The sequence below is a fragment of the Burkholderia sp. WP42 genome, assembly GCF_000745665.1.
GTDB lineage: Bacteria > Pseudomonadota > Gammaproteobacteria > Burkholderiales > Burkholderiaceae > Burkholderia > Burkholderia vietnamiensis.
Genome location: NZ_KN050723.1, coordinates 237448 through 264250, shown reverse-complemented (window position 1 = coordinate 264250; position 26803 = coordinate 237448). Strand labels below are relative to the sequence as shown.

Annotated in this window: 21 protein-coding genes and 1 pseudogene; 12 read left to right on the top strand and 10 right to left on the bottom strand. The window is 67.8% G+C overall.

Annotated features, from left to right (window positions below; all coding sequences use genetic code 11):
- The first annotated feature begins 32 nt into the window (after positions 1-32).
- Both catA and catC read left to right on the top strand, forming a co-directional pair.
- Complete coding sequence (gene catA / locus EX20_RS23735) at positions 33-935, top strand: catechol 1,2-dioxygenase (RefSeq protein ID WP_034194945.1); 903 nt, start codon at positions 33-35, stop codon at positions 933-935.
- Between the two features lie 43 nt (positions 936-978).
- Positions 979-1269 carry a muconolactone Delta-isomerase gene (gene catC / locus EX20_RS23730; RefSeq protein ID WP_014724579.1) on the top strand — a complete coding sequence of 97 codons (291 nt, stop codon included), beginning with the start codon at positions 979-981 and terminating at the stop codon, positions 1267-1269.
- Positions 1270-1363: 94 nt separating this feature from the next.
- Here catC and EX20_RS23725 read toward each other — a convergent pair whose 3' ends face one another.
- On the bottom strand, positions 1364-2209 hold the full coding sequence (locus EX20_RS23725) for an NAD(P)H-dependent oxidoreductase (protein WP_034194944.1): 846 nt from the start codon (positions 2207-2209) through the stop codon (positions 1364-1366).
- 86 nt (positions 2210-2295) lie between these two features.
- Here EX20_RS23725 and EX20_RS23720 point away from each other — a divergent pair, with 86 nt between their 5' ends.
- Positions 2296-3189, top strand: a complete 894-nt coding sequence (locus EX20_RS23720; RefSeq protein ID WP_034194943.1) for a LysR family transcriptional regulator — start codon at positions 2296-2298, stop codon at positions 3187-3189.
- Positions 3190-3365: 176 nt separating this feature from the next.
- Complete coding sequence (locus EX20_RS23715; protein ID WP_011881486.1) at positions 3366-3770, top strand: DUF2471 family protein; 405 nt, start codon at positions 3366-3368, stop codon at positions 3768-3770.
- 311 nt (positions 3771-4081) lie between these two features.
- Here the strand turns inward: EX20_RS23715 and EX20_RS23710 are convergent, their stop codons facing one another.
- Positions 4082-6115, bottom strand: a complete 2034-nt coding sequence (locus tag EX20_RS23710) for an NADPH-dependent 2,4-dienoyl-CoA reductase (RefSeq protein ID WP_034194942.1) — start codon at positions 6113-6115, stop codon at positions 4082-4084.
- 76 nt (positions 6116-6191) lie between these two features.
- Between EX20_RS23710 and EX20_RS23705 the strand changes: the two genes are divergently transcribed.
- A complete protein-coding gene (locus EX20_RS23705; protein ID WP_034194941.1) occupies positions 6192-7277 on the top strand; it encodes an AraC family transcriptional regulator in 1086 nt (361 codons plus the stop codon).
- Between the two features lie 307 nt (positions 7278-7584).
- Here EX20_RS23705 and EX20_RS23700 read toward each other — a convergent pair.
- Positions 7585-8010, bottom strand: a pseudogene (locus EX20_RS23700) (MarR family winged helix-turn-helix transcriptional regulator); the annotation flags it as partial.
- A 110-nt stretch (positions 8011-8120) separates the two neighbouring features.
- Between EX20_RS23700 and EX20_RS23695 the strand changes: the two are divergent.
- The 5 genes from EX20_RS23695 to EX20_RS23675 all read left to right on the top strand — a co-directional run bounded on the left by EX20_RS23695 (position 8121) and on the right by EX20_RS23675 (position 13779).
- Positions 8121-9020, top strand: a complete 900-nt coding sequence (locus tag EX20_RS23695) for a LysR family transcriptional regulator (RefSeq protein WP_011881482.1) — start codon at positions 8121-8123, stop codon at positions 9018-9020.
- A 114-nt stretch (positions 9021-9134) separates the two neighbouring features.
- A complete protein-coding gene (locus tag EX20_RS23690) occupies positions 9135-9566 on the top strand; it encodes a MarR family winged helix-turn-helix transcriptional regulator (protein ID WP_034194940.1) in 432 nt (143 codons plus the stop codon).
- 68 nt (positions 9567-9634) lie between these two features.
- Positions 9635-10726, top strand: coding sequence for an HlyD family secretion protein (locus EX20_RS23685; RefSeq protein ID WP_034194939.1), 1092 nt, complete (start codon positions 9635-9637; stop codon positions 10724-10726).
- Between the two features lie 13 nt (positions 10727-10739).
- A complete protein-coding gene (locus EX20_RS23680) occupies positions 10740-12314 on the top strand; it encodes a DHA2 family efflux MFS transporter permease subunit (RefSeq protein WP_011881479.1) in 1575 nt (524 codons plus the stop codon).
- 16 nt (positions 12315-12330) lie between these two features.
- A complete protein-coding gene (locus EX20_RS23675) occupies positions 12331-13779 on the top strand; it encodes an efflux transporter outer membrane subunit (RefSeq protein ID WP_034195053.1) in 1449 nt (482 codons plus the stop codon).
- Between the two features lie 71 nt (positions 13780-13850).
- Here EX20_RS23675 and EX20_RS23670 read toward each other — a convergent pair whose 3' ends face one another.
- Positions 13851-14261: a TIGR02594 family protein gene (locus tag EX20_RS23670; protein WP_011881477.1), complete on the bottom strand. Its 411-nt coding sequence runs from the start codon at positions 14259-14261 to the stop codon at positions 13851-13853.
- Positions 14262-14500: 239 nt separating this feature from the next.
- Positions 14501-16318 (bottom strand): glutamine--fructose-6-phosphate transaminase (isomerizing), encoded by a 1818-nt coding sequence (gene glmS, locus EX20_RS23665; RefSeq protein WP_034194938.1) that lies wholly within the window; start codon positions 16316-16318, stop codon positions 14501-14503.
- A gap of 1015 nt (positions 16319-17333) precedes the next feature.
- On the opposite strand from glmS, the gene wecB reads away from it, so the two are divergent.
- Positions 17334-18551, top strand: a complete 1218-nt coding sequence (gene wecB, locus EX20_RS23660; protein WP_011881474.1) for a non-hydrolyzing UDP-N-acetylglucosamine 2-epimerase — start codon at positions 17334-17336, stop codon at positions 18549-18551.
- A gap of 180 nt (positions 18552-18731) precedes the next feature.
- Here the strand turns inward: wecB and EX20_RS23655 are convergent, their stop codons facing one another.
- From EX20_RS23655 to EX20_RS23645, 3 genes are read right to left on the bottom strand one after another with little or no spacing between them, the layout of a single operon-like run.
- Positions 18732-19412 carry an OmpA/MotB family protein gene (locus EX20_RS23655; RefSeq protein WP_014724567.1) on the bottom strand — a complete coding sequence of 227 codons (681 nt, stop codon included), beginning with the start codon at positions 19410-19412 and terminating at the stop codon, positions 18732-18734.
- An 18-nt stretch (positions 19413-19430) separates the two neighbouring features.
- Complete coding sequence (locus EX20_RS23650; RefSeq protein WP_014724566.1) at positions 19431-20195, bottom strand: flagellar motor protein; 765 nt, start codon at positions 20193-20195, stop codon at positions 19431-19433.
- Between the two features lie 22 nt (positions 20196-20217).
- Complete coding sequence (locus tag EX20_RS23645; RefSeq protein WP_014724565.1) at positions 20218-21462, bottom strand: Crp/Fnr family transcriptional regulator; 1245 nt, start codon at positions 21460-21462, stop codon at positions 20218-20220.
- Between the two features lie 480 nt (positions 21463-21942).
- Between EX20_RS23645 and EX20_RS23640 the strand changes: the two genes are divergently transcribed.
- Positions 21943-22923, top strand: coding sequence for a hypothetical protein (locus tag EX20_RS23640; RefSeq protein WP_014724562.1), 981 nt, complete (start codon positions 21943-21945; stop codon positions 22921-22923).
- Between the two features lie 39 nt (positions 22924-22962).
- Here the strand turns inward: EX20_RS23640 and EX20_RS23635 are convergent, their stop codons facing one another.
- Both EX20_RS23635 and EX20_RS23630 read right to left on the bottom strand, forming a co-directional pair.
- Positions 22963-24657 carry a bacteriophage N4 adsorption protein A gene (locus tag EX20_RS23635; RefSeq protein WP_014724561.1) on the bottom strand — a complete coding sequence of 565 codons (1695 nt, stop codon included), beginning with the start codon at positions 24655-24657 and terminating at the stop codon, positions 22963-22965.
- Positions 24654-26612, bottom strand: a complete 1959-nt coding sequence (locus tag EX20_RS23630) for a glycosyl transferase family protein (protein ID WP_014724560.1) — start codon at positions 26610-26612, stop codon at positions 24654-24656. The genes EX20_RS23635 and EX20_RS23630 overlap by 4 nt, the downstream gene beginning before the upstream one ends.
- Positions 26613-26803 lie beyond the last annotated feature (191 nt).

The following is a 26803-nucleotide window of genomic DNA, read 5'->3' as shown; positions in this document are numbered from 1 at the left end:
CGACGACACGACAAACGAAACCGGAGACACAGATGAACAAGCAAGACATCGACGCACTGCTGAAGACCTTCGACGACGCCGCGGAGAAGCCCGGCAATCCGCGCGTGCGCGCGATCGTCAACCGGATCGTGAAGGACCTCTGCTACACGATCGAGGACTTCGACGTCCAGCCGAGCGAGTTCTGGACCGCGCTGAACTACCTGAACGAAGCCGGCCGCGAATTCGGATTGATCGCCGCGGGCCTCGGGCTCGAGCGCTTCCTCGACGTGCGGATGGACGAGGCCGAGCAGAAGGCCGGCATCACGGGCGGCACGCCGCGCACGATCGAAGGGCCGCTGTACGTCGCGGGCGCGCCGGAATCGGTCGGCCACGCGCGGCTGGACGACGGCACCGATCCCGGCCAGACGCTGATCATGCGCGGCCGCGTGCTCGGCCAGGACGGCGCGCCGCTCGCGAACGCGCTCGTCGAGGTGTGGCATGCGAATCATCTGGGTAACTACTCGTACTTCGACCAGTCGCAGCCGGCGTTCAACCTGCGCCGCTCGATCCGCACCGACGCCGACGGCCGCTACAGCTTCCGCAGCGTGCTGCCGGTCGGCTACAGCGTGCCGCCTGGCAGCAAGACCGAGCAGCTGCTCGATCAGCTGGGCCGCCACGGCCATCGCCCCGCGCACATCCACTTCTTCGTTTCGGCCGACGGCTATCGCAAGCTGACGACGCAGATCAACATCGAAGGCGATCCGCACATCTGGGACGACTTCGCGTTCGCGACGCGCGAAGGGCTGATCCCGAAGGTCAAGCAGGCCGAAGGCGCGGAAGGCAAGCCGTATGGCGTCGACGGTCAGTTCGCGCTGATCGACTTCGATTTCTCGCTCGTCAAGGAACGGCAGCACGTACCGGCGAGCGATGTCGAACGCGCACGCGCGCAGGCCTGAGCGGCCGTAACGTTCGACGAACCGACAATACAAGGAGCGCAGGATGCTGTTTCATGTGGAAATGACCGTCCGCCTGCCGGCGGACATGGACCCGGTCAAGGCGGCGACGCTGAAGGCCGACGAGAAGGCGATGTGCCAGCGGCTGATGAACGACGGCGTGTGGCGGCATCTGTGGCGCATCGCCGGGCAGTACGCGAACGTCAGCATCTTCGACGTGGACAGCGTGCAGCAGCTGCATGACCTGCTGAGCCAGCTGCCGCTGTTTCCGTACATGGAGATGGAAGTGCGCGCGCTGTGCCGGCATCCGTCGTCGGTGCGGGACGACGATCGCTGAGATCCGTGCAGCCCGTGAAGCCCGTGCTGCCCGTGCCGGCGCTTGTCCGGCGGCGCACGGGCCGCAGTCCGTTACGACCCGACGAACGCCTGCCTCACGCGGCGTCCGCCGCCGCGGGCACGGGATCGCGCGCGTTGCTGCGTGGCGTACCGTGCGCCTCCTCGTGCGCGACGTGCGCCGCGAACCCCACGCTGCCGGGCGCGATCTCCGCCTTCAACGTCAGCGCCGGAATCTCGTAATCGCCCGCGTTCTGCCGGCGAAACGGAATCGGCTGCGCGGTCCATAGCTCATCGAGACGCTTGCCGAGCGCCGCGCGTGTTTCGTCGAAGCGCACGTCGTTCATCTTTCCGGTACGGTGGATCGCGAACGGCGGCAGCACGTCGAACCCCGGGTAATACAGGACGCCGTGCTGGATCGGAAACAGCAGGTCGTCGAGCGGCCCGTTGATTCCGCGCGCGCTGTAGTGCGACGCCCAGCCGCCCGTCGTGACGATCACCATCGCACGCTTGCCGGCCATCATCCCTTCGCCGTATCGGTCGCCCCAGTGCGTATCGGAATGCTCGCCGACGCCGTACGCGAAGCCGTAGGCATACACGCGCTCGATCCATCCCTTCATGATCGCCGGCATCGAGAACCACCACAGCGGAAACTGCAGGATCAGCGCGTCGGCCCATTTCAGCTTTTGCTGCTCGCGCGCGATGTCGTCGCGCTGCGTGCCCGTCTCGTATGCGTGCTTCGAATCGCGCGAGGGATCGAAACGCGCGCCGGGCGCGCGCTCGGTCATGTCGTCGGCGTCGAGCGTGGGCTTCCAGTTCATCGCATACAGATCGGACACCTGCACCGCATGGCCGGCGGCCTCGAGATGCTGGACCGCGAAGTCGCGCAACGCACCGTTCAGCGAGCGCGGTTCGGGATGGGCATAGACGATCAGCACGTTCATGTTCGTGACTCCGTTGATTGAATGACTGCAGGATGCCGGCGCACTCGGTATATTGGAAATGAATTCCCGATATTCCTGGTATAGCCATGAACAATCTCAGACGCATCGACCTGAACCTGCTGGTCACGCTCGACGTGCTGCTCGCCGAGCACAACGTCACGCGCGCGGCCGCGCGGCTGAACATGTCGCAGCCGTCGGTGAGTGTGCAGTTGCAGAAGCTGCGCGACCTGTTCGGCGATCCGTTGCTGTTGCCGGGGCCGCGCGGCATGCGGCCGACCGCGCGCGCGCAAGCGTTGCGCGAGCCGCTGCGCGATGCGCTCGAAGCCGTCGAGCGCGCGGTGCTGACGGCCACGCCGTTCGATCCGGCCACCGCGACCAACACGTGGCGCGTGGCCGCGACCGACTACGGCGAATCGACGATCGTGCTGCCCGCCTTGAGCGCGCTGCGCGCGGCTGCGCCGGCAACGCGGCTCGCCGTCGTCGAGCTGGCGCCGCCGCGCATCGAGCAGGAAGCCGAACGAAACGGCATCGACCTCGCGTTCCACACGACCGAAGGCTCGCCCGACGGCATGCGGCGCCTGCCGCTGTTCGTCGAGCGATACGTGCTGGTAGGCCGCGCCGGTCATCCGAAGCTCAAGCGCCGCCCGACGCTCGCGCAGTTCGCTGCGCTGGAACACGTGATCGTGTCGCCCGACGGCGGCGGCTTCTTCGGCGTGACCGACGAAGCGCTCGCGAAAGCGGGCGCCGCGCGGCGGGTCGTGCTGTCGGTGCCGCATTTCCTGTTCGTGATCTCGGTCGTCGCCGCCACCGACCTCGTCGCGATGCTGCCCGAGCGACTGGTGCGCAATACGCCGGGGTTGCGCGTCGTCGACGCGCCCGTCGACGTGCCGGGCTACGAGATGTCGATGCTGTGGCACGAACGCGTGCATCGCGACCCGGCGCATCGATGGCTGCGCGAGACGATCGCCGCGGCAGTGTGACGTGAAGCGGTCGCGGCAACGGGCGATGCATGCCGGTGATCGACGCCGCGGCCGTCGTACCACTGCCCGCACGAAGGACTTGAAACCGGATCGAACACTGTATATATTCACAGTGTTTTTGCATCATTCGACCCGAATTCCGTCAACCATGGCGGACGGACTTTTGTGAGGCGACCATGTTTCAGTCATCCGCATTCGATCCCGAGCAACCCGGCTTCAATCCCGTCCAGTTCGAGCGTGCCGCGCAGCGGGCGGTCGGCGATCTGCAGCGTGTCGTCGGCGGCCCTGCGCAGCGCGCGCTCGGGCTGCGACGCCGCACCCACCCGGCCGCCGCCCGCACGATGAGCTGGCAGGCGCTGCTGAACGTCGAGGAGCTGGCGTTCTCGAATGCCGGTTTCCTGAACCGCAACGATCCGGCCGTCGTCGACGCGTTCATCCGGCTGCGCGACAGCCGGCTGGTCGCCGCGGACGTCGAGGAGCCGGTCGACTGGAGTCGCGACGACGACGATCTCCCGGCCGTCTATCTGATCGTCAAGGCGATGCTCGAAGCGGAACGGGAGGAGCGGGCCGAAGCGGCGTAAGGCGGGTGGCGGGTCGGTCGGGCTGGCGGGAAGCCGGCGGGCAGAACGCGCCGAGAGTGGGTCGGTCGCGCTCGGCATCGCGGGCGTGAGCCGTGTCGGGCCGAGTTAGCCGAGTTGGGGCCGGGGCTGAGTTGGCCGAATTGCGCGTATTGCGTGCGCTGCTCCGTATCGCGCGGCGCCGCGACGGTGCCAATCCGCGCCACCGCCCTGCGCGGAGATCGCCGCTTGATCGAAACAAACTCGCGCGCCCATCGCGCGGCCAAACCGCCGCACCGCCGCGCGCGCCATCGAAACGTCGAACCGAGCGCCGATTACAGCCGCGCCGCCAACCGCGCCCCCTGATCGATCGCCCGCTTCGCGTCGAGCTCCGCAGCCAGTTCCGCGCCGCCGATCAGATGCACCGAGCGCCCGGCCGCCTGCAGCGGCGCGAGCAGCGCGCGCTGCGGCTCCTGGCCTGCGCACAGCACGATCGTATCGGCTTCGATTAGTTCATGATCGCTACGTTGCTCGCCGTACGACACGTGCAGCCCACGTGCATCGATCCTTTCGTAGTTCACGCCGCCGATCATCTTCACCTGCTTCATCTTCAGCGTCGCCCGGTGAATCCAGCCGGTCGTCTTGCCGAGCCCCTTCCCGAGCGGCGCCGGCTTGCGCTGCAGCAGCGTCACCTCGCGCGCCGGCGCGGCGACCCGTGCGCGCGTCACGCCGCCGCGCGTCACGGCCGGATCGGTCACGCCCCATTCGGCTTTCCATTCGTCCAGATCGAGCGCCAGCGACTGGCCGTCCTGCACGAGGTATTCGGCGACGTCGAAGCCGATCCCGCCCGCGCCGACCACCGCGACACGCCGGCCGACCGGTTGCCGGCCCGCCAGCACGTCGATGTAGCTGAGCACGTTCGGGCCGTCCTGCCCCGGAATCTTCGGATCGCGCGGCGTCACGCCGGTCGCGAGCACGATCTCGTCGTAGCCGCCGTCGATCAGCTCGGGCGCGTCGACGCGGCGGTTCAGATGCAGCGTCACGCCGGTCACCTCGATCTGGCGGCCGAAGTAACGCAGCGCCTCGTCGAATTCTTCCTTGCCCGGAATGCGCCTCGCCATGTTGAACTGGCCGCCGATCTGCGCGGCGGCGTCGAACAGGTCGACGCGATGGCCGCGCTGCGCGAGCACCGTCGAGCACGCGAGCCCGGCCGGCCCGGCGCCGACCACCGCGATGCGCTTCGGCTGCCGCACCGGCGTATAGACGAGTTCCGTCTCGTGGCACGCGCGCGGGTTCAGCAGGCACGACGCGATCTTGTTCTTGAACGCGTGATCGAGGCAAGCCTGGTTGCAGCCGATGCAGGTGTTGATCTCGTCGGCGCGGCCCTGCGCGGCCTTGACGACGAACTCGGCATCGGCGAGCAGCGGGCGCGCCATCGACACCATGTCCGCGCAGCCGTCCGCCAGAATCTGCTCGGCCACCTCGGGCCGGTTGATGCGGTTCGTCGTCACCAGCGGGATGCCGACCTCGCCCTTCATCTTCTGCGTGACCCATGCGAACGCGCCGCGCGGCACCGACGTCGCGATCGTCGGCACGCGCGCCTCGTGCCAGCCGATCCCGGTGTTGATGATCGTCGCGCCCGCACGCTCGACGGCCTTCGCGAGCTGCACGGTCTCACTCCAGTCGCTGCCGTCCGGGATCAAGTCGAGCATCGACAGCCGGTAGATCAGGATGAAATCGCGTCCGACCGCTTCGCGCGTGCGCTCGACGATCTCGATCGGCAGCCGGATCCGGTTCTCGTACGCACCGCCCCACTGGTCGGTGCGCTTGTTCGTATGCATCGAGATGAACTGGTTGATCAGATAGCCTTCGGAGCCCATGATCTCGACGCCGTCGTAGCCGGCCTCGCGTGCGAGCTGTGCGCAGCGGACGAACGCGCGGATCTGCCGCTCGACGCCGCGCGCGCTCAGTTCGTGCGGCGCGAACGGCGAGATCGGCGACTTGATCTTCGACGGCGCGACCGCGAACGGGTGATAGCCGTAACGGCCCGTGTGCAGGATCTGCAGCGCGATCTTGCCGTCGTGCGCATGCACGGCGTCGGTAATCACGCGATGCCGCCGTGCGCCGGCCGACGTCATCAGCGTGCCGCCGAACGGCTTGGTCCAGCCGGCCACGTTCGGCGCGAAGCCGCCCGTCACGATCAGGCCGACGCCGCCGCGCGCGCGTTCGGCGAAATAGTCGGCGAGGCGCGGCAGCGTCTTGCGGCTGTCCTCGAGGCCGGTGTGCATCGAGCCCATCAGCACACGGTTCTTCAACGTGGTGAAGCCGAGATCGAGCGGCGCGAGCAGGTGCGGAAAAGCGGTCGTCATGATGGTTTTGCCGGGATGCGATGAGCGTCATCGTAGGCCGCCCGCCGCGTTGAACGTGAGGGGGTAAACAGCCATAATGCTTGTCATTTCCGGCCAACTTCACATGACGAATCCGCGCCGCAAGGACCTTCTCGGGCTACGCCGGCCGACCATCCCGGTCGCCTATCCGCGCCTGCTGCTGCAGGCGCTGGCCGCGCGCGGCGTCGATCCGGCTGCCGTGCGCGCCGGCACGGGCCTGCGCGACGCGGTGCTGGCCGAGCCCGACGCGCGCGTCGCGCCGTCGCAATGGGGGCGGCTGGTGCTGAACGCGATCGCGATCGGCGGCGATCCGGGCATCGGGCTCGCGTTCGGCCTGTTGCTGAAGCCGACCGTGCACGGATTTCTCGGCTATGCGACGCTGACCGCGCGGGACATCCGCGACGCGCTGCGCGTCACGCAGCGCTACTTCCGGATGCGCAACCGCCAATACCGGCTCACCTACTCGGAGGACGCGCTCGGCGCGACGCTGGAATTGCACGGCGTGCAGGCCAGCCCGGTGCTGCAGCATCACGTGATGTTCGAGTTCGTGTTGACCGGGCTCGCGCAGAACATCTCGCAATGGTCGGCACGTTCAGCGCCGCCGATCGCGCTGCGCTTCACGTGGCCGGAGCCCGCCTACTTCGCGCGTTACCGCGAGCAGCTGCCGCCGGTCGAATTCGGCTGCGCGGCGAATGCGCTGTGGATTGCGCACGATGCGCTCGACTGGCCGCTGCCGCTCGCCGACGACGTCGCGCACCGGCAGGCGCTCGTGCAGGTCGAGCGCGAATACGCGCAGGTGCGGCAGGAAGAAGGCGATCTGGTCGAGCGCGTGCGCGCCGAGCTCGCGAGCGCGGCCGGCGACTATCCGGACCCGGATGCGCTCGCCGACGCGCTGCTCGTGTCGACGCGCACGCTGCGGCGCCGGCTGGAGGAAGCTGGATCGAGCTATCGGCAATTGCTCGACGAAGCGCGGTTTCGCGACGCGAAGCAGTTGCTCGCCGCGTCGGATCTCGATCTGAAGACGATCGCCGAGCGCTTACAGTTCACCGATCCGGCGAATTTCACGCGGGCCTTCCGGCGCTGGGCCGGGCAGACGCCGAGCGCGTTTCGGCAAGCGGCTGCGGGCGATACGACGCAGGATTGAGCCGGACTATGCGTGCCGGCACGCGGGCGCGTTCGAGCGGTTCGAGCGGTTCGAGCGGTTCGAGCGGTTCGAGCGGTTCGAGTGGTTCGAGTGGTTCGAGCGACCTCATCGGCTTGACCGACTGGACCCACGTGCCCGACCCGACCAACGCAACAGCGACCGGCGCATCGCGCGCGCAACGTCATCGACCACGCGCGACATCGCATCGGCGCATCTGCGCGCCCGCGCAGTCCAGTCACGACACCGCACCGCGCGTGCGGCCCGGCGCCTTCGCAGCACCTTCGCGACCCGCCGCATCCCTGCCGTATCGCTGCCCGATTACGCCGAACAACTCGCTGCGCAGCGCCTTCGCGCGCGCGCGGCCGAACTGCGCCTCGAACTCGTCCTGCGCGGCCTGCCACGCGATTTTCGCGCGCGCGTAGGAACGCCGGCCGGCCGCCGTCAGGCTCAGTGCATGCGCACGCGCGTCATCCTCGGACGCGGCCGCGGCGACCAGCCCGTCGCGCTGCAACGGCTTGAGTGCGCGCAGCAGCGTCGTGCGGTCCATCACCAGCGTGTCCGCCAGCTCGCTCATCCGCTGCTCGGGACGGTGCGACAGATTGGCCATGATCGCGAACTGCGCGGCCGTGACTCCGACCGGCGCGAGATGCCGCTCATAGAGTTGCGTGACGAAGCGCGCGGCCTGCCGCAGCGCGAGACAGTTGCAGGCCTGCACAATCTGGGTGTCGTTCATGCACGGCAATTTATATGTGCATATGCATAAAGTCAATGTACACTGCGCCGTGACATGGCTGGGCCGGCCGCGTACGTCACGTGCCCCGCCATCGCTTCGAGGAAACGGGCATGGACTACATCGACAAGTTGCGGGTCTTCCGGACGGTGGTCGAAACGCGCAGTTTCACGCGAGCGGCCGATATCCATGGCCTGGCGCGGCCGGTGGTGTCGCGGGCCGTCGCCGATCTCGAGGCGCGCTTCGGTAGTCGCCTGCTGCACCGGACCACGCGTCAGGTATCGCTCACCGAAACCGCCGAGCGCATCTACGACCGCTGTGCGGCGGTTCTCGACGAACTCGACTCGCTCGAAGCACAGGCGCTGGCGCACACGCGCGAGCCGGAAGGGCTGCTGCGCCTCGTCGCGCATACGACGGCCGCGCTGAACCGGCTCGTGCCGCTGATCGCCGGCTTCAAGGCCGCGCATCCGAAAATCCGCCTCGATGTCACGCTGACCGAGCGCCCGGTCGATCTCGTCGGCGAAGGTTACGACATCGGCATCGTCGTCCCGTACATGCTGACGAGCGAAACGACGATCGTGCGGCTCGTGGAACGCATCCCGGTGGTGATCGTCGCGACGCCCGCGTATCTGCGCACGCATCCGCGGCCCGAGACTCCCGCCGCACTCGCCGGCCACGCGTTCGTGCCGATGTCGCCGTCGTTGCGCCGGCCCGCGCTGTCGTTCCGCGACGGCAACGACATGGTGACCGTGCCGCTGAGCTTCGACATTTCGTCGAACAGCCCCGTCTTCAACCGCGAAATGGTGATGCGCGACTTCGGCATCGGCGTGGTGCCGAGGACGCTGGTCGAGCCCGAACTCGCGTCCGGTGCGCTCGTGCAATTGCTCGAAGGCGCCGATCTCGTCGACGCGTTCGTCGAGATCAAGCTCGCCTATGCAAACCGCGCGCTGCTGCCCGCGAAGGTCAAGGCGTTCATCGACTACGCAGCCGCCTACGGCGACGGCGCACGCTGATGGGTGCCGGCGCGCACGCGCCGCGCATCGCGCGCCCGATTGGTACGGCCGCGACACCAATCTGATCCCGCGCGGCTGCTCGCTTCGCGGCGCGCCGCGCCCTAGCATGTGCACATGCACAACACCCCACTCAGCGACGACGATTGCTTCGCGGTCCGGCAAGCCGCGCGGCGGATCTCGCAGTTCTACGAGCGCTACCTGTCGCGGGCGAACGTCACGCCGTCGCAGTACAGCATTCTCGCGCTGCTGCGCGAGCACCCGGGCCTGTCGATGGCGACGCTGTCGGCCGTCCTGGTGATCGAGCGCACCGCACTGTTGCGCGCGCTGAAGCCGCTCGTCGGCGCGGCGCTCGTCAGCGGCCGCGTCGAGCCGCGGTGCCGCCGCCGAACGTTCTCGTTGACCGCAGAGGGCGAAGCGAAGATCGCCGCAGCACAGGTGCACTGGCGCGCCGCCCAGCACGCATTCGAGCAACGCTTCGGCCCGGCCCGGGCGGCCCGCCTCAGAGACGAACTGTTCATGATCACGCACGACCTGGCGACGCGCTGATCGACGACCTCGCCGATCGTCGACCACTCGCCGATCGCCCCGATACGTGCATATACATGGATGCATCGATGGAAACGACCCAAACCGCTGCGTCGCGCGACGCGGCAACAGCCGACCGGCCCGCGAAGCAGCAACGTCGCGTGCCGTGGATGCGGATCGCGGTCGCGGCGGTGGTCGTCGCGGTCGCGGCCGCGACGCTCGACTGGCTGTTCGTGCTGCGCTTCGAGGAAAGCACCGACGACGCCTATGTCGGCGGCGACGTGACGGTGCTCGCGCCGAAGGTCAACGGCTTCGTCGACAAGATCCTCGTGACCGACAACCAGCGCGTGAAAGCCGGCGACGTGCTCGTGCAGCTCGATGCACGCGACTACGACGCGAAGCTGGCGCAGGCCAGCGCCGAAGTCGACGGCGCGCGCTCCGCGGTCGCCGAACTCGAAGCGAAGCAGCAGCTTCAGTACGCGGTGATCGGCCAGCATGCGGCGGACCGGCACGCGTCGGCGGCCGAGCTCGCGCGCGCCGCGTCGGATCGCGAGCGCTACCGCGAGCTCGTGAAGTCCGACGCGGTGTCGAACCAGATCGTCGAGCGCGCGGATGCCGACTATTCGAAGGCGGACGCGGCCGTCGCCCGCAGCGACGCCGCGCTGCTCGCCGCGCAGCGGCAGCTCGACGTGCTCGGCGCGCAGCTCGCCGACGCGCGGGCGCGCGTGAACACGGCACTGGCCGCCCAGCGGGTCGCGGCGCTGAACGTCGAATACACGACGATCCGCTCGCCGGTCGACGGCTACGTGGGCAACCGCACGGGCCGCGTCGGGATGCTCGCGAACGTCGGCGCGCCGTTGCTGACGATCGTGCCCGCGTCCGGCCTGTGGATCGACGCGAACTTCAAGGAAGACCAGTTGCGCAGGATGCGCGCGGGCGAGCGCGTCGACGTCGCGCTCGACGCGTCGAGCACGCGCCTGCATGGCCGCGTCGACAGCCTCGCGCCCGCGACCGGCGCGACGTTCAGCGTGCTGCCGCCCGAAAACGCGACGGGCAACTTCACGAAGATCGTCCAGCGCGTGCCGGTGCGCGTGCATCTCGACCCGCAGCCGGGGCTCGAACGCGTGCTGCGTCCCGGCCTCTCGGCGGTCGTGACCGTGCATCTCGACCGCGCGAACTGAGCCGGAGCCGACGATGACCACCGCGTTTTCCGGCAACCCCGCGTCGCAACCGACGAAGCAGCGCGTGTTCGCGTTCGCGCTGATGTGCGTCGGCTTCTTCATGGCGACGCTCGACATCCAGATCGTCGCGTCGTCGCTGCGCGACATCGGCGGCGGGCTCTCCGCGAGCCAGGACGAACTGTCGTGGGTGCAGACGGCCTACCTGATCGCCGAGATCATCGTGATCCCGATGTCGGGCTGGCTGTCGAAGGTGATGTCGACGCGCTGGCTGTTCGTCGCGTCGGCGGTCGGCTTCACGATCACGAGCATGCTGTGCGGGCTCGCCTGGGACATCAACTCGATGATCCTGTTCCGCGGGCTGCAGGGTGCGCTCGGCGCCGCGATGATCCCGACCGTGTTCACGACCGCGTTCGTGTTGTTTCCGGGCAAGCAGCGGCTGATCGCATCGACGACGATCGGCGCGCTCGCGTCGCTCGCACCGGCGATCGGGCCAGTGATCGGCGGCTGGATCACCGATCAATGGTCGTGGCACTGGCTGTTCTACCTGAACCTCGTACCGGGCATCGTCGTGGCCGCGCTGGTGCCGCGCTACGTGCACATCGACGAACCGGACCCGAGCCTCGTGAAGCGCGGCGACTATCGCGGCATCGCGCTGATGTCGGGCTTTCTCGGCTGCCTCGAATACGTGCTCGAAGAAGGCCCGCGCAAGAACTGGTTCAGCGACGACGCGATCGTCATCTGCGCGTGGATCTCCGCGATCTGCGGCTTCCTGTTCATCGTGCACGCGTTGACGGCCGACGATCCGATCGTCGACCTGCGTGCGCTCGCCGTACGCAACTTCGGGATCGGCAGCCTGCTGTCGTTCGTCACGGGGATCGGGATCTTCGTGACCGTATTCCTCACGCCGCTGTTTCTCGCGCAGGTGCGTGCGTTCAGTTCGCTGCAGATCGGCATCGCGCTGCTGTCGGTCGGCGCATTCCAGTTGCTCGCGCTGTGCGCGTATGCATTCGCCGCGCGCTACGTCAGCATGCGCGCGCTGCTCGTGTTCGGGCTCGTCTGCTTCGGCCTCGGCTGCTACCTGTACACGCCCATCACGCACGACTGGGGCTGGCGCGAGCTGCTGCTGCCGCAGGCGCTGCGCGGCATCGGCCAGCAGTTCAGCGTGCCGCCGATCGTGACGATGGCGCTCGGCTCGCTGCCGCAGTCGCGGCTGAAATCGGCGAGCGGCCTGTTCAACCTGATGCGCAACCTCGGCGGCGCCATCGGCATCGCTGTGAGCGCGACGATGCTCAACGATCGGCTGAACTTTCACTACCTGCGGCTGAACGAGCACGTGAGCGCCGGCGAGCCGCAAGTCGCATCGCTGCTCGATCGCCAGGCCGCGTACTGGAGCGCGGTCGCCGGCAACACGCTCGATACCGCGCAGGCCGGCCTCGCGACCCTGCACCGGCTGATCTATCGCGAAGCGCTGACGCTGACCTACGCCGATGCGTACTACGCGCTGTCGCTGTGCTTCGTCGTCGCGCTGGTTGCCGTCGCGTTTTCCCGTCCGATCACGCTGAATGCGCCGCCGCCCGACGCACACTGAAGCCGAGACCCCGATGATGATAAAACTGCTCGTCGCGCTGGTCGTCAGCGCATTCGCCGCCGGGTGCGCGCTGCAGCCCGCGCAGCATGCCGCGCTTCCCGATGCCGTTGCGTCGGTCGCGCCCGCCGCTTGGGACGCCGACGTGCCGCGCACGGACGTCGACGCCGCCGCATGGTGGGCGCAGTTCGACGACCGCGTGCTCGATCGGCTGGTCGCAACCGTGCTCGACGCCAACCTCGATCTGCAGGCCGCCGCCGAACGCGTGAAGCAGGCGCAGGCGCTGACCGCACGCAAGCGCGCGGCGCTGCTGCCCGAGCTCGATGCGAGCGCGCACGCGGCCGACGCGCGCCAGAACACGCCGCCGCCGCTCGGCTACGTGCGGCAAGCCGGCGTCGGGCTCGCGCTGAGCTGGTCGCCGGACGTGTTCGGCGGCGAGCGGCTCGACCTGCTGGCCGCGCAAGCCGAACTGGTCGGGCAGAAGCATGCGGAAGACGCGATGCGGCTCGCGCTCGCGGCCGACGCGGCGTCCGCCTATGTCGACCTGCGCTGGGCCCAGCAGGAGCTGACCATCCTCGAGGACAACGCGGCGCTGCGCCGGCGCGCGCTCGAACTGACGCGCAAGCGCCAGGCATTCGGGTTATCGACGGAACTCGACGTCACGCGCGCGCAGAACCAGCTCGATGCGCTGGACGCGCGGATTCCGCCGACGCACGCGCAGATCGCTCATCAGCTCAACCTGATTGCCGTGTACGCCGGGAGAACGCCCGAGTCGGTGGACCGGCTCCTGCTCGCGCAGCGCGGCGAGGTGCCGGTGTCGCCGGCCGGCTCGCCCGCGACGCTGCCGTCGCAGGCGCTGCTGCGACGGCCCGACGTGCTCGCCGCCTATGCGCAGGTCGAACGGCGTGCGGCGCAGGTCGGCGTCGCGAAGGCCGAGCGGTATCCGAAGTTCTCGCTGAACCTGACCGACGGAATCCTGGCCGCGTCGTATCTCGGGCTGCCGACGCTCACCGACAACCTGTTCAGCGCGGCATTGAGCGCGACGAGCCCGATCTTCGACGCCGGACGCATCACCGCCGACATCGCGCAGAGCGAAAGCCGGATGCGCGAGTCGGAGCTTCGACTGCGGCAGACGATGCTGCAGGCGCTGCGGGAAGTCGAGGATGCGCGGGCGAATCTGGTCAGCAGCGACGCGGCAACGCAGCGGCTCGCGAGCGCGCTGTCGGCGTCCAATCACGCGCTCGGGCTCGCGAACCAGCTTTACAAGGGCGGCGCCACCGATTTTCTCGACGTGCTGTCGGCACAGGAGGTGTATTTGCGCGACGCCGAGGCGCTCAATCAGGCGCGGCGCGAGCATGCGCTCGCCGCGGTCGCGTTGTATCGGTCGCTCGGTGGCGGCTGGAGCCGCAACGATGCGGCGGGCGGGACGGAGCCGGAAGCCGTCGCGGCCACCGCTGCGGCCCGCTGACCGGTGCGCCGGCGACCTTCGCCGCATCGAAACGCTCCACGCCCGCCCGTCGACTCGGCGATGCCGCGCATTCAGCCGACGTCAGGCCACCGGTATCCGATCACCTCGCTCACCGGATACGCGAGCTCGCGCACCTCGTCGAGCTGATTGCCGCCGAACAGATGCACGTGCGTGTGGTCGTGACGCAGATAGAACCCGACGTGGCCCTTCCAGCTCGCCGGATCGTCGCGCGTGAGCACGGCGATGCAGCCGTACACGGGCTGCTCCAGCGGCCGCCCCCAGTCGAGCCACGAACGCGCGAGCGCCGACCCGGTGCCGCGAATGCCCGCATGCGCGATGCACCAGTTGACGAACGACGAGCACCACGAAATCTTGTCGTCGTAGCCGACCAGATTCGTGTGGCCGTTGTATTCGACGATGCGCGGGTTGCTGCTGCCGGGCGGGAAGCGGCGGATGCCGAGCTCGGCCAAAGCGATGTGCATCCACGGCGGGTGGCCGGTGTGTGCGTTGCGTTCGGGATTCGATCGGTTCACGGGGGCCTCGGGTTCGGTTCTCGGAACGGTCGGCCAATCTTCGCATGAATCGGGCGGCCGTCGCAGCGGCGTTTTGCGGCTCGCGGCCCCGGTAACGAAACATGCGAACGACTTCATCGCCTGCGCCCACGGCCCCAACACGCTAACCGCTCCGCTCTGAGGCGCCGCACACGCACCGCCCGTCCCCGTCACTCCACCGTCACCGATTTCGCGAGATTCCTCGGCTTGTCGATATCCGCGCCGCGCAGCCGCGCCGCGTGATAGGCGAGCAGCTGCAGCGGCACGACGTGCAGGATCGGCGACAGCAGCCCGTAGTAGTCGGGCATCCGCAACACCGACACGCCCTCGCCGTCGTCGATGCGCGTATCGGCATCGGCGAACACGTAGAGCTGGCCGCCGCGCGCGCGCACTTCCTGCATGTTCGACTTGAGCTTCTCGAGCAGCGCGTCGTTCGGCGCGATCGTCGCGACCGGCATCGCGTGGGTCACCAGCGCGAGCGGCCCGTGCTTGAGTTCGCCGGCCGGATAGGCCTCCGCATGGATATACGAAATCTCCTTGAGCTTCAGCGCGCCTTCGAGCGCGATCGGGTAATGCAGGCCACGCCCGAGGAACAGCGCGTTCTCGTGCTGCGCGAATTCCGCGGCCCAGCGCTCGATCTGCGGCTCGAGCGCGAGCACGTCGTCGAGCGCGTTCGGCAAGCGCCGCAACTGCGTCGTGTAGCGGGCGAGCTGCGCGTCGTCGACGCAGCCGCGCAGCCGGCCGAGCGTCACCGCCAGAATGAACAGCGCGACGAGCTGCGTCGTGAACGCCTTGGTCGACGCGACGCCGATTTCCGGGCCTGCACGCGTGAGAAAGCGCAGGCTGGTCTGGCGCACCATCGCGCTGGTCGGCACGTTGCAGACGGCCAGCGTGTCGATGTGGCCGAGCGCCTGCGCATATTTGAGCGCGGCCAGCGTGTCGGCGGTCTCGCCCGATTGCGACACGCACGCGACCAGCGTGTTCGGCAGCGCGAGCGCATCGCTGTAGCGGTATTCGCTCGCGATCTCGACCTGCGCGGGCAGCCGCGCGATCGTCTCGAGCCAGCGACGCGCCGTCAGGCCCGCGTAGTAGCTCGTGCCGCACGCGACGATCAGCACGTTGTCGATCTGCTCGAACGCGCGCGTCGCGTCGGGCCCGAAGGCAGCCGGATCGAACAGCCCCGCGTCGGGAATCGTCGCGGCGACGGCCTGCGGTTGCTCGAAGATCTCCTTCTGCATGAAATGCCGGTACGCGCCGAGCTCGACCACGCCGTGCGCCGGCGCGACCGTCTGCACCGGGCGCTCGACGGGCGCGCCGTCGCGCGTCAGGATCCGCACGCCGGCAGGCGTCAGCTCGACGACGTCGCCTTCCTCGAGAAAGATGAAGCGATCGGTGATGCCGGCCAGCGCGAGCGCGTCGGACGCGAGAAAGCACTCGCCGTCGTTCAGGCCGACCACCAGCGGCGAGCCGACGCGCGCACCGATCAGCCGCTGCGGCTCGTGCTTGCTGAACACGGCGATCGCATACGCGCCGTGCAGCTGCGACGTCGCATCGCGCACCGCGGCGAGCAGGTCGCCGCGGTACTTGCTGTGGATCAGGTGCGCGACGACCTCGGTGTCCGTCTGTCCGTCGAATTCGTAGTGCGCGTCCGATAGTTGCCTGCGCAACGTCTCGTGATTCTCGATGATGCCGTTGTGCACGAGCGCGATCTCGTCGCGCGAGAAGATCGGATGCGCGTTGCAGGTGGCCGGCGCGCCATGCGTCGCCCAGCGCGTGTGCGCGATGCCGGTGCTGCCGGCGAGGCCCGCGCTGCGCACGTGCGCGTCCAGATCGGCGACGCGCGACACGCTGCGCGCGCGGCGCGCCTGGCCGTCGACGACCGTCGCGACCCCGCATGAATCGTAGCCGCGATATTCGAGGCGACGTAAACCCTCGATCAGAACCGGAACGATGTCCCGTTGCGCGACCGCGCCGACGATGCCACACATGACCCGTCTCCTTGCCCCTGTTCGTCCATCGGCCGTGCGCCGCGGTTTTTCGTCCACCGTGGTCGCACCCGCAGGTCCGTCGCAACTGCGCACATGCGCGTGCATCTCGTGCGTCGCGCCACATCCGAACGTAGGCACACCGAGCGCTGTTTCCGGCTCCGCCGTATCGGTATCGCCGAGCTGCGTCGGCCGCCGCACGCCTGCACCATCGAACAAGCAAGCGTCGAGCCATCGACCGACTTCGCCCACACGGCAAGGGCCGGCGATGCGCCGACGCGCTCGCCGACGCGCCGCGCCGTCCGTTTTTGATTCATCGCCGCATCATCGCTCTCGACCGTCGACGAGACGATCCACCGCGTCGCGTCGCGCATCGACGCAAGGCCTGCAAGCCGCGCGGGGTAAGGGCTGCGCAGGCGTCGGTCGTCGCATCGCGACTGCGTCGCCGCGCCGTGCCGTCGGCATCCGCGATGTCGCGCCGGCTGCGAATGGACACCGCACATGTTTCAGATGCGCAACATTTCGCGATCTCGCGCGGCCGTCCGGCCGTTTCATGCGCGGGCCGTCATGCAACGCGATACCGCACACGATGAACGACGCCACGCGTCGTACGCGGCGACGCCACGGGTGCAACTCAGCGTCCCCGCCGCGCGCCGGCGCGCCGCGCTCGTAGCAATTGTGAAACGTTCGACGCGTTGCCGATGCGGCGCGGGCGTCGGGGCCGGGCCACGCGGCGGGTGGTTTGAATATTGCTGTATTGGCAACGGGGAGCGGTCGCGACGAACGGCACGGCAAAGAACGCTCATGACGTAACCGGAATCGCGACGACACCACGGTCGTCCGGCGATGGCGCGGCGCAGATCACGCGGGCCAACACGCGGCGCTCGCCGTTGCAACGCCGCCGCACCTCGTGCGGTGCGAACCGACGCAATCGCGACGTGCGTCGGCCGGTGGCGTGCGAGCAGGTCGATGTCGGGAGCCGGTTCCTTCCGCTCAGAAAAGCTATACGGGGATATCAATGAAGAAGATCTTGCTTGTATTCGGAACCCGGCCGGAAGCCATCAAGATGGCGCCGCTCGTTCGCGCGCTGAAGGCGCGCGCGGATGTCGACGCGAAGGTGTGCGTCACCGCACAACATCGGCAAATGCTGGATCAGGTGCTGTCGTTGTTCGACATCGAGCCCGACTACGATCTCGATCTGATGCGTCAGGGCCAGACGCTCAGCGACGTGACGACCGGCATCCTGCATGCGATCGGCGCGGTGTTCGACGACCTGCGCCCGGACATCGTCCTCGTGCATGGCGACACGACCACCACGCTGGCCGTGAGCCTCGCGGCGTTCTATCGCTACCTGCCGATCGGGCACGTGGAAGCGGGCCTGCGCAGCGGCGACATCTGGTCGCCGTGGCCGGAGGAGCTGAACCGTCGCGTGACGGATGCGGTGTCGTCATGGCACTTCGCGCCGACCGGCCAGGCGCGCGACAACCTGTTGAGCGAAGGCGTGCCGGTCGGCTCGGTGGTGATGACGGGCAACACGGTGATCGACGCGCTGCACGACGTCAAGCACATGCTCGAACGCGACGACGCGCTCAGCCGCGAGGTCGCCGCGCGCTTTCCGTTCCTCGACCCGACGGCCCGCATGGTGCTGATCACCGGCCATCGCCGCGAGAGCTTCGGCGAGCCGTTCCGGAATTTCTGCGAGGCGCTGCGCACGCTCGCGCACCGCTATCGCGACGCGCAGTTCGTCTACCCGCTGCACCTGAATCCGAACGTGCGCGAGCCGGCGCTCGCGCTGCTCGGCGGCGAGGCCAACATCTACCTGATCGAACCGCAGGAATATCTCGCGTTCGTGTATCTGATGTCGCGTTCGCACTTCATCATCACGGACTCGGGCGGCATCCAGGAGGAAGGGCCGGCACTCGGCAAGCCCGTGCTCGTCACGCGCGATACGACCGAGCGCCCCGAAGCGATCCGGGCCGGCACCGCGCGGCTCGTCGGCACGGACCCGGAGCTCATCGTGCGGGAAGCGTCGCGGCTGTTCGACAGCGCGAGCGCCTACGACGAGATGGCGCGTGCGAGCAACCCGTACGGCGACGGACATGCGAGCGAGCGGATCGTCCATGCGCTGATGCACACGCCGGCGTCGAGCGCGAATACGACGAGCTTCTCGATGGGCGCGGCCGAACTGCCGCTCAACGCGCTCACGCTCGGCTTGCAGGCGTTGCGCTCGCCCTGAGCGGGGCGGCATCTGGGGGCTCGGTCTGCCGGTTCCGGGCAGCGCGGAAGGTCGCCGCTATTGAGCGTAGCGGCGCGTGCGTTCGACGGATCGGCAGGCACCGGCAGCAACGCGGCGTCGATCTCGGATGTGGAGCATCAGCACACGCAATGCAATCGCATCCGCAGCCGCAGCCGCCGTTCAGTACGCGACGAAGATCGTCACGCGCCGATTACGCGCGCGTGCGGCCGCGTCGTCGCCGGTGACGAGCGGCTGCGTATCGGCGCGGCCGATCGCCGCGAGCCGGTGCGGCGCGACGCCGCGCTCCGCGAGATAGCGCACGACGCTGCCGGCCCGCGCGGACGACAGCTCCCAGTTCGATTCGTATTTCGCGTTCGCGATCGGCACGTTGTCGGTATGCCCTTCGACGAGGATGTCGCCGCTCGCATGCTCGCTCAATGCGCGCGCGATCTGGGTCAGCACCGGCGCCGCATCGGGCAACAGACGCGCGTCGCCGACGTTGAACAGCACCTTCGCGTCGATGCCGATCTCGATCCCGTGCGGCGCGCGCACGAGCGCGATGCGGCCGGCCGTCTTCAGTGCATCGAGCGACGCGAGCCACGCGGGCACGCGCTCGGGCAGCGTGATGGCCGCCGTGCCGCGCGCGGCGTCGTCGTGCCGCGCGAGCGTCTGATAGCGCGCGTCGAGCGCGTTGTACTTCGCGAGCTGCAGCACGTACAGCGCGAGAAACAGCACCATCAGCGTCGTGATCAGATCCGCGTACGAGATCAGCCAGCGCCCGGTCTGCGCGTCGTCGCCTTCATCGTCGTCGCGACCGGTCGCCGTTGCGCCCGCGCGCGCGGCCTCAGTTCGTGCCGTCATGTCGATGCTCCACGGGCGTCATGCGAGCGACTCGGCCGCGCGGCCGCGCACGTCGCCGGCCAGGCGCGTTTCGATCGTGTGCGGCGATTCCTTGCGCGAAATCGCGAGCAGCCCGTCGAGGTACAGCTTGCGAAACCGCAGCTCGCTGTCGATCTGCGCACGCAGCTTGCCGTACAGCGGCAGAAACACGAGGTTCGCGAACGCGAGACCGTAGAGCGTCGCAATGAACGCGACCGCGATGCCCGGCCCGAGCTGCGCAGGCTCGAGGATGTGGCTCGTCACCTGCACCAGCCCGAGCACCGAGCCGAGAATCCCGAAGGTCGGCGCATAGCCGCCCGCCTGATGCCACACGCGCGCCGCCGCGAGCCGGCTGCGCTCGTAGGCGTCGAGCTCGCGCTGCAGCGCATCCTCGAGCACGGCGCTCGACACGCCGTTCGCGAGCAGTTCCAGCCCGCGTCGCGCGAACGGATGAATGCCGGTCACGTCCATCGATTCGAACGCGAGCAAACCGTTGAGCTTCGCGCGGTCGCCCCATTCGAGCAGGTCGCTCAGATGCTTGCGGTCCACTTCCTGCGCGCGCACGAACGCGAGCCGCAACTGCTTGACCGCATCGAAAAAGCGCGCCCAGGTGTTCTGGATCATCACCGCGCCGAGCGTGCCGCCGAGCACGATCACGAGCGCCTCGAACTGGAACAACATCGAGAAGTGGCCGCCTTCGAGCGCGAAGCCGAACACGATGGCCGCGCCGCCGAGCAGCACGCCAGCCAGGGTCAACAGGTCCATGTCGTCTCCGTCGGGCCGCGCGTCACGCGTCGGACGACGCGAGCGGCGCCGGCGCAGCGCCGGCGGCCGGCGCCTTGGCCGCGCGAACGGCCTCCACCACGCGGCGCTCGATCTCGCCGACCTCGAGCGGATCGAGCTTCAGCTCGCGGCGCATCACCCACGACACCTCGTTGCGCCGCGCTTCGGTCATCACCGAGAACAGCTTGTCGGCGATCGCACGATCGTCGAGGCTCGCGATCAGCTTCGCGAGATCGTACGTATCGAATCCGCTGATCACGTCGAACAGCGTGCGCTGGTCGACCCACACGACGTCCTCCAGCGACTGCACGTCGCCCGCGCGCGGGTGACGCCGCGAGAAATACGCGACGCCCTTCTGCTCGACGTAGCCGAGCACCTTCGACTTGCGGAACGCGAACAACTCGTCGGCGATCTCGCCGTGCGACAGCTTGTTGAGCAGCAGCTTGCGGTCGACGCCGATCAGCGCCTCCAGATCGGCCAGCTCGATCAGCTCGAGCTCGCTGTTGATCGACAGGTCGAGGTCGTGATCGGCGACCTGCTGCGCGCGATCGACCACGCGGGCGGCGTCGAACGTGACGACCTGGCGCCCGTCCGTGGACGATCCATAGTCGGCCATGCCGCCGGCATGCTCGGCCGACGCGGCCTCGATCGTGACGAGATTGAGCTTCTCCATGCGGCGCAGCATCGCGAGCACGTGCGGGCGCGAATGGCCGGCGATCGCGCGGCAGCGGCGAATCACGTCGGCGAGCGGCACCGAGGTCTCCGCGGCTTGCGTCTGCATCGGCCGGCGCGACCATGCGTCGTCCGAGCCGCGCGCGTCGGCGCCGGCCATCAGCGACAGCACATGCGCATACGACAGCACGCCCGGCATGAAGTCGGCGTGCGTATAGGTCGCGAGCTGGTCGTCCTTGCGCTTCACGCGACGGATCATCGTGCGCACGATGTGGCGCAGCAGCGCGGACACATGCTCGATTTCCTCGTCGAGCGTCGACGCCGGCACGACCGTGAGCTGGCAGAACGACAGCGCCTTCGCGGTGTGCGCGCGCGGCTCTGCCCCGAGCAGCGCCGCTTCGCCGAAAAAGTCGCCGCGCCCGAGCGTGCCGATGACGATGCGTTTGTCCTCGCACCGCGTCGACAGCTCGACCTTGCCGTCCGCGATCAGAAAGATGACGGGCTCGCCGGCGAAGCCCTCCGAGTAGATGATCTCGCCGGGCGCGGCCGTACGCGTCCAAGATTGCTGACGGTTCAAGTTGGTTCCCCTGCTGCGCTGATTGTTGCGGACTGCGCGTCGCACGTCGGAGGCATGCGATCGACAGTCTTCCCCGTTCCCGTTTAACGTCATCGCCACACGCATCCTTTAGCAATTTCCTGCGGTTTTCCGGCCGAGATCAACGCCAAACGTTTGCGTGCCGCCTCGCGCACGGTCCACTTCGTGCGATGCGTGCGCCGGCGCTCGACGATGCATGCGTGCGCGTCGGGCGAGCCGAACCGGTGGGTCGTCGCGCGAGCGCGCATGCAGCGCATCGCGCGCCGAAACGCTCCGCGGGGTGAACAGTCGCTCGCGACCGTGCGGAAAACGCGTTCGCGAATTCGCTTGGGGATGCTTCGTTTATCTCGCGCGCGCATGGGTCCGCGCATGCCCTACCGTCCATTGAACCCTTTTTCTTCCATTATCGTCGGATAATTAGCTTTTATTTTCGTCTAAAATCGCGCTTCCTCTGAACATAGGATGGAACGAGTTTTGATTAAGCTGACGAAAACTATCTCGCGTACGGCCATCGCCGCATGCGTGGCTTGTGCCGGTCTGATGCCGCTGTCCCAGTCGGCCCAGGCCCAGGTCGAGCCTTTGAAGAACCCCGTCTATGGGGTCACGCTGGACGACCTGACCAAACTCGATGCGATCGTCGCGTCGCTGCAGAACCTGCCGTACCGCCCGACGGTGCGCGTCGTGTTCGATCCGGGCACGTCGGCGGCCGACTACTACGCGCCGCTGCTGCGCCTGCACTCGGTCGCATACGTGATGGGCGAAATCTACGATTCGTACTATTTCCCGACGACGCTGTCGGCGTACCAGGCGCGCACGCAGGAACTGGTGTCGCAGCTGAAGAACACCGTCGACGTGTGGGAAATCGCGAACGAAATCAACGGCGAATGGCTGCGCAACGACCCGAACGGCACCAACACGGTGGTCAACTCGGAAGAGCAGCAGATCGGCCAGATGGTCGCCGCGGCCAATACGATCGTGAAATCGAACGGCGGCAAGACGGCCATCACGCTGTACTACAACGACGACAGCAAGGGCAACAACTGCTGGGCGAAGCCGCAGGATTACTGGAAGACCTGGCCGACGAATTTCCTGTCGTCCACGGTGCGCCAGCAAGCCGACTACGCGCTGTTCAGCTACTACCCGTATCAGGACTGCCCGGGCCTGAGCCCGTCGTGGAAGAACGACTTCGCGGCGCTGGAAAGCATCTTCCCGAACGCGAAGGTCGGCTTCGGCGAAATCGGCACGTCGGACATCGCCGCGCCGACGTCGGTGCAGCAGAACCTCATCACCACCTACTACCCGATGGTCAACAGCATGACCGATCCGCGCTTCATCGGCGGGTTCTTCTGGTGGAACTACGTCGAGGAGATGCTCCCGTATTCGACGAGCGGCTACTTCAAGCTGCTGCGTCAAACGATCATCACGCTCAAATCGCCCAGCTGATCGCGTCGTAGCGATCCGTCCAGGCGTCAGCGCAGCCGCTCAGAACCACAATGTCGCGCGCACCACGAGACCACGTGCGCGGGCCGCTGACGTCAACGGAAACCGGTATTGCACCGTCACATCGACGTAGCTCGCCGGCGCCGTATAGCGCCCTTCGCGGAACCAGTACCGGAACTGGATGCCCGGCCCCACGCCGATCGCCGTCTCGTCCTTCTCACGGTTGTCGTGATCGCCCGCCACCGCGACGTGCGGATAGACGGTCAGACGATTGCCGAGCATCGGCAGACGCCACGTGTGGCCGTAGCGCAGCTCCGAATAAACGATGTAGCGCCCCGCGTGAATGAAATAGGCGCCTTCTACATAGGCCTGCCAGCTGCGCCAGCTCGGCTCGGTCACGCGCAGGTCGGTGCCCGCTTCCGACGAATATCCCAAACGCATCAGCCAGTCCGTCATCGACAGGCTGCCGATGTGGAACAGCCGCTCGGCGGTCATCACCACGTTCTGATCCGGTATCGGCTTGTAGCGCACGCCCACCGACCCCTGCACCGTCGGCATGCCGGTCACGTTGCCGTTGCCGTCGTACGCGGTGCCGTAACCGCGCACGAAGAACTGCAGGATGCGCCCGTTCTGGTAGCCGATCTTCGGCGGCTGCCAGTACGCCTCGACGCCCGGCTGCAGCACGCTGATCGTTCCTTGCGGGCCGAACGCGGCCGATTGATACGGCGCGCTCAGCACGAAACCCCACGTGCGCTGCAGTTGCTCGACTTCGCGCCGATAGCCGAACTTGCGCTGCGTGTCGAACGCGTGCTCGCTTTCGTCGGCATCGAGACTGTGCTCGAACATCTGCACCGATTCGTCGTTCAGGCCGATCCGCTTCGCCGCATAGCCGGCATCCGCATAGTTCATCGCGTTGCCGGCGCCGCCGGCGAAGCCTTGCTGGAACGCGTCGAGCGCATCGCGATCGCGGTGCTCGCGCAGCAGGTCGTACGCGTGTTGCAGATGCTGCATCGCCGAGTCGTCGGCCGGTGCCTGCGGCGGCCGATCGACCTGCCGCGCCTGCGCGGCGATCGCGGCGGCCATGTTGCGTTCGGTGTCCGTCGCCGCGTCGCTGGCGGCCAGTTCGGCCATCCGGATCGCCGTGTCGTGATCGCCGGCCTGCAGGCTCAATTGCGCGATGCGCACCTGGATCACCGCGGATTTTTCATCGGCGAGCGGCGCCAGCGCGATGCCCGCTTCATGCGGACGGTTCGCCGCGAGCGCGCTGTCCGACCATGCGAGCCGCAGGTTGCGCTGCTGCTCCGCGCTCCACTTGCCGCCCGCCACGGCGGCCGAGAAGTCGCGGCACGCGACGTCGTAGCGCATCTGGCGCTGCGCGAGATAACCGTGCTGCGCGAGCACGGCCGCGCTGTTCGGAAAGCGTGTGCTCAGCGATTCGAGCAGCGCGTCGGCGTCGTCGACCTTGCCTTCGCGCCGGTACACGTCGACGAGCAACAGTCCGAGCTGCTCGCTGCCCGGCTGGATCTGCAGTGCGCGCAACGCATACACCTCCGCGCGGGGCAGGTCGCCGGCGTCGATTGCCTTGTAGGCGCCGTCGGCCAGCCGGAACGCTTTGGGGACGAGCGGCCGGGCAGCGTGCGCGGGCGGCTGCCACGCGAGCGACATGGCGAGCGCCAGTGCGCTGAGCCGCGCGCAGCGCGCGAGGCCGGCGGTGATCGGACGGGTCGAGCGTTTCATGCCTGTTCTCCCGACGGCCGAATCGCCGCAGATGCCTGCATCGACGCGCCGTCGCCGTCGCGTAGCCGCGAGATCTCGACGAAGCGCGAGTGCCGCGCGAGTTCGGCGGAAATTTCCGCATCGCACGCGATGAAGTACGCGACGTTGGTACGCGCGCCGCGTCGCACGACCTCCTGTTCGTCCTGAGTGAGCGGGCGGCCGACCGCGATGTTCAGCGTGCCGTCGTCGGCGGTGGAAAACGGAATCGCGCGATACGCGTACTGCAACTCGAAGGCCAGCGAGTCCGCGAAATGGCCGACAGCAACGTTGCCCAGGCTCACGCGCGGCAGATCGGCCTGCTCGGCGATCGCGTCGGCGAGCGATTCGGTCGACAGCATGCTCGCGTCGAGCAACAGCTCGCCGAGCCGCTTGCCGCACGTCACTTGCTTGTCGAGGCATGCCTGCAGCTGCTCGAGCGACAGCACGCCCCAGCCGACCAGGATCTCGCCGATCCTGCGCCGCACTTTCCCGAGCGCTTCGTTCGACAGATAGGTGTGGCTGGTCTTGTCCCACGCGATCGGCTTGCCGCTCACCAGGTGGCCGAGATAGATGCGCCACGCGCGGCAAACCGCGTAGAAGTTGATCATGTTGTTGACGAACATCCGCGGGACCGACAGCACCCCCTGCAGCGGGCCGTTCAGCTTGCTGACGAAGTGCACGCGTTGTCCGGCGCGCGCGACCAGCATGAAGGTGTTCACCCACAGCAGCGGCGCGATCCACGGGCCGTTCGTCGCGAAATGAACGCTGGCCGGGAGCGCATGGCCGGTTTTCTCGAGGACGGCAAGCAGCACGAAATTGAGCAGCACGACGTAGGCGATCACCGAGAACAGCGACGTCACGATGCCCTTGCGATCGTGGAAGAACATGTAGCGGGTGAGCAGGTCGCCTTTCCAGCCGAGCTGCTCCCAGCCTTGAAACGCGATGCCGAGCACCCAGCGCGCGCGCTGCCGGTATGCTGTTCTGAACGTCTTCGGAAAATACTCGCGCGTCGCGAGCAGGTTCTCACGTGCCGCGCCTTTGCGCGCGTTGCGCGCCTGCGCATCGCGCGCGACGTCCGACAGCGGGAAGCGGGCGAACGTCTCCGTCATCCCGAGGTCCCTCAGCCGGAAGCTGAAGTCGTAGTCCTCGGTCAGCGAACTGGTGTTGAACGCATTGCCGCCGCTCGCCTTCATCGCCGCGTCGATCGCGCGGCGGCTGTAGCACGACGCCACGCCCGCGCCGGGCACGACGCCGGTCAGACGCGCGCGCACCGGCACGTCCTTCTGATGCGTTTCGCTGAAATCGTCGAGGTAACAGCCGGCGACGAACTCGTTCCATTTGCGCGGCAACGACAGCACGGGAAGCTGCACGAGGTCGCTCTGCGTGACCGCGTGGTTCAGGTACTTCAATTCGGCCGGGTGAATCACGTCCTCGCAGTCGTGCATCACGACGCCGGCGAACTGGATGCGGTGGACGTCCTCGTAACGCAGGATCGCATCGAGAATCCAGTTCAGGCAGTCGGCCTTGCAGGTCGGCCCGTCGTTGCGCACCGTCGCGCGCGTGACGCGCCCGGGGTAGCGTCGAACCATCCGTTCGACTTCGGCCGTAGTTTCGGCATCGTTGTGATAGGTGCCGACGAAGATCACATAGCGTTCGTACTCGATGGTCGCGAGCGTGTTCTCGATCATCTTCGCGATCACGTCGTACTCTTTCCAGGCCGGCACCATCAGCGCCAGATAACGCTCGTCGAGCGCGCGCAGCATGCCGATGTCGATGGCTGGCGCCTTCTCGCGACGCAGGACCCGGCGGATTTCGAACGACCAGTAACAGGCATCGAGCGTGAGATCGTCGAGCGTGCTGATCAGGATGACGATCGCGGTCACGATGGCGACGACGTCGAGTGCCGACAGATACGCACTCCATATTGTATGGTTCATCATGTTTTCCGCGATTGTCGCTTGTCAGTGCTGTTTGCGCCTGCCGACGCAAGGCCGATAAGCAGCCCCACCTCGCCCCCGGTACAACTGCCCTTCCGTTCCTGCCCGCTGCGCGTGCGGCTCTGAAGCGGCGCCCGCGCGGCCGAATCGCACGCTCACGCATCAGGCGCCATCGACGCGCTCGCGCAAAT

Coding starts and splice junctions, on each gene's coding strand:
- catA (WP_034194945.1), top strand. CDS start 33: ATGAACAAGCAAGACATCGACGCACTGCTGAAGACCTTCGACGACGCC.
- catC (WP_014724579.1), top strand. CDS start 979: ATGCTGTTTCATGTGGAAATGACCGTCCGCCTGCCGGCGGACATGGAC.
- EX20_RS23725 (WP_034194944.1), bottom strand. CDS start 2,209: ATGAACGTGCTGATCGTCTATGCCCATCCCGAACCGCGCTCGCTGAAC.
- EX20_RS23720 (WP_034194943.1), top strand. CDS start 2,296: ATGAACAATCTCAGACGCATCGACCTGAACCTGCTGGTCACGCTCGAC.
- EX20_RS23715 (WP_011881486.1), top strand. CDS start 3,366: ATGTTTCAGTCATCCGCATTCGATCCCGAGCAACCCGGCTTCAATCCC.
- EX20_RS23710 (WP_034194942.1), bottom strand. CDS start 6,115: ATGACGACCGCTTTTCCGCACCTGCTCGCGCCGCTCGATCTCGGCTTC.
- EX20_RS23705 (WP_034194941.1), top strand. CDS start 6,192: ATGCTTGTCATTTCCGGCCAACTTCACATGACGAATCCGCGCCGCAAG.
- EX20_RS23695 (WP_011881482.1), top strand. CDS start 8,121: ATGGACTACATCGACAAGTTGCGGGTCTTCCGGACGGTGGTCGAAACG.
- EX20_RS23690 (WP_034194940.1), top strand. CDS start 9,135: ATGCACAACACCCCACTCAGCGACGACGATTGCTTCGCGGTCCGGCAA.
- EX20_RS23685 (WP_034194939.1), top strand. CDS start 9,635: ATGGAAACGACCCAAACCGCTGCGTCGCGCGACGCGGCAACAGCCGAC.
- EX20_RS23680 (WP_011881479.1), top strand. CDS start 10,740: ATGACCACCGCGTTTTCCGGCAACCCCGCGTCGCAACCGACGAAGCAG.
- EX20_RS23675 (WP_034195053.1), top strand. CDS start 12,331: ATGATAAAACTGCTCGTCGCGCTGGTCGTCAGCGCATTCGCCGCCGGG.
- EX20_RS23670 (WP_011881477.1), bottom strand. CDS start 14,261: ATGCACATCGCTTTGGCCGAGCTCGGCATCCGCCGCTTCCCGCCCGGC.
- glmS (WP_034194938.1), bottom strand. CDS start 16,318: ATGTGTGGCATCGTCGGCGCGGTCGCGCAACGGGACATCGTTCCGGTT.
- wecB (WP_011881474.1), top strand. CDS start 17,334: ATGAAGAAGATCTTGCTTGTATTCGGAACCCGGCCGGAAGCCATCAAG.
- EX20_RS23655 (WP_014724567.1), bottom strand. CDS start 19,412: ATGACGGCACGAACTGAGGCCGCGCGCGCGGGCGCAACGGCGACCGGT.
- EX20_RS23650 (WP_014724566.1), bottom strand. CDS start 20,195: ATGGACCTGTTGACCCTGGCTGGCGTGCTGCTCGGCGGCGCGGCCATC.
- EX20_RS23640 (WP_014724562.1), top strand. CDS start 21,943: ATGGAACGAGTTTTGATTAAGCTGACGAAAACTATCTCGCGTACGGCC.
- EX20_RS23635 (WP_014724561.1), bottom strand. CDS start 24,657: ATGAAACGCTCGACCCGTCCGATCACCGCCGGCCTCGCGCGCTGCGCG.
- EX20_RS23630 (WP_014724560.1), bottom strand. CDS start 26,612: ATGAACCATACAATATGGAGTGCGTATCTGTCGGCACTCGACGTCGTC.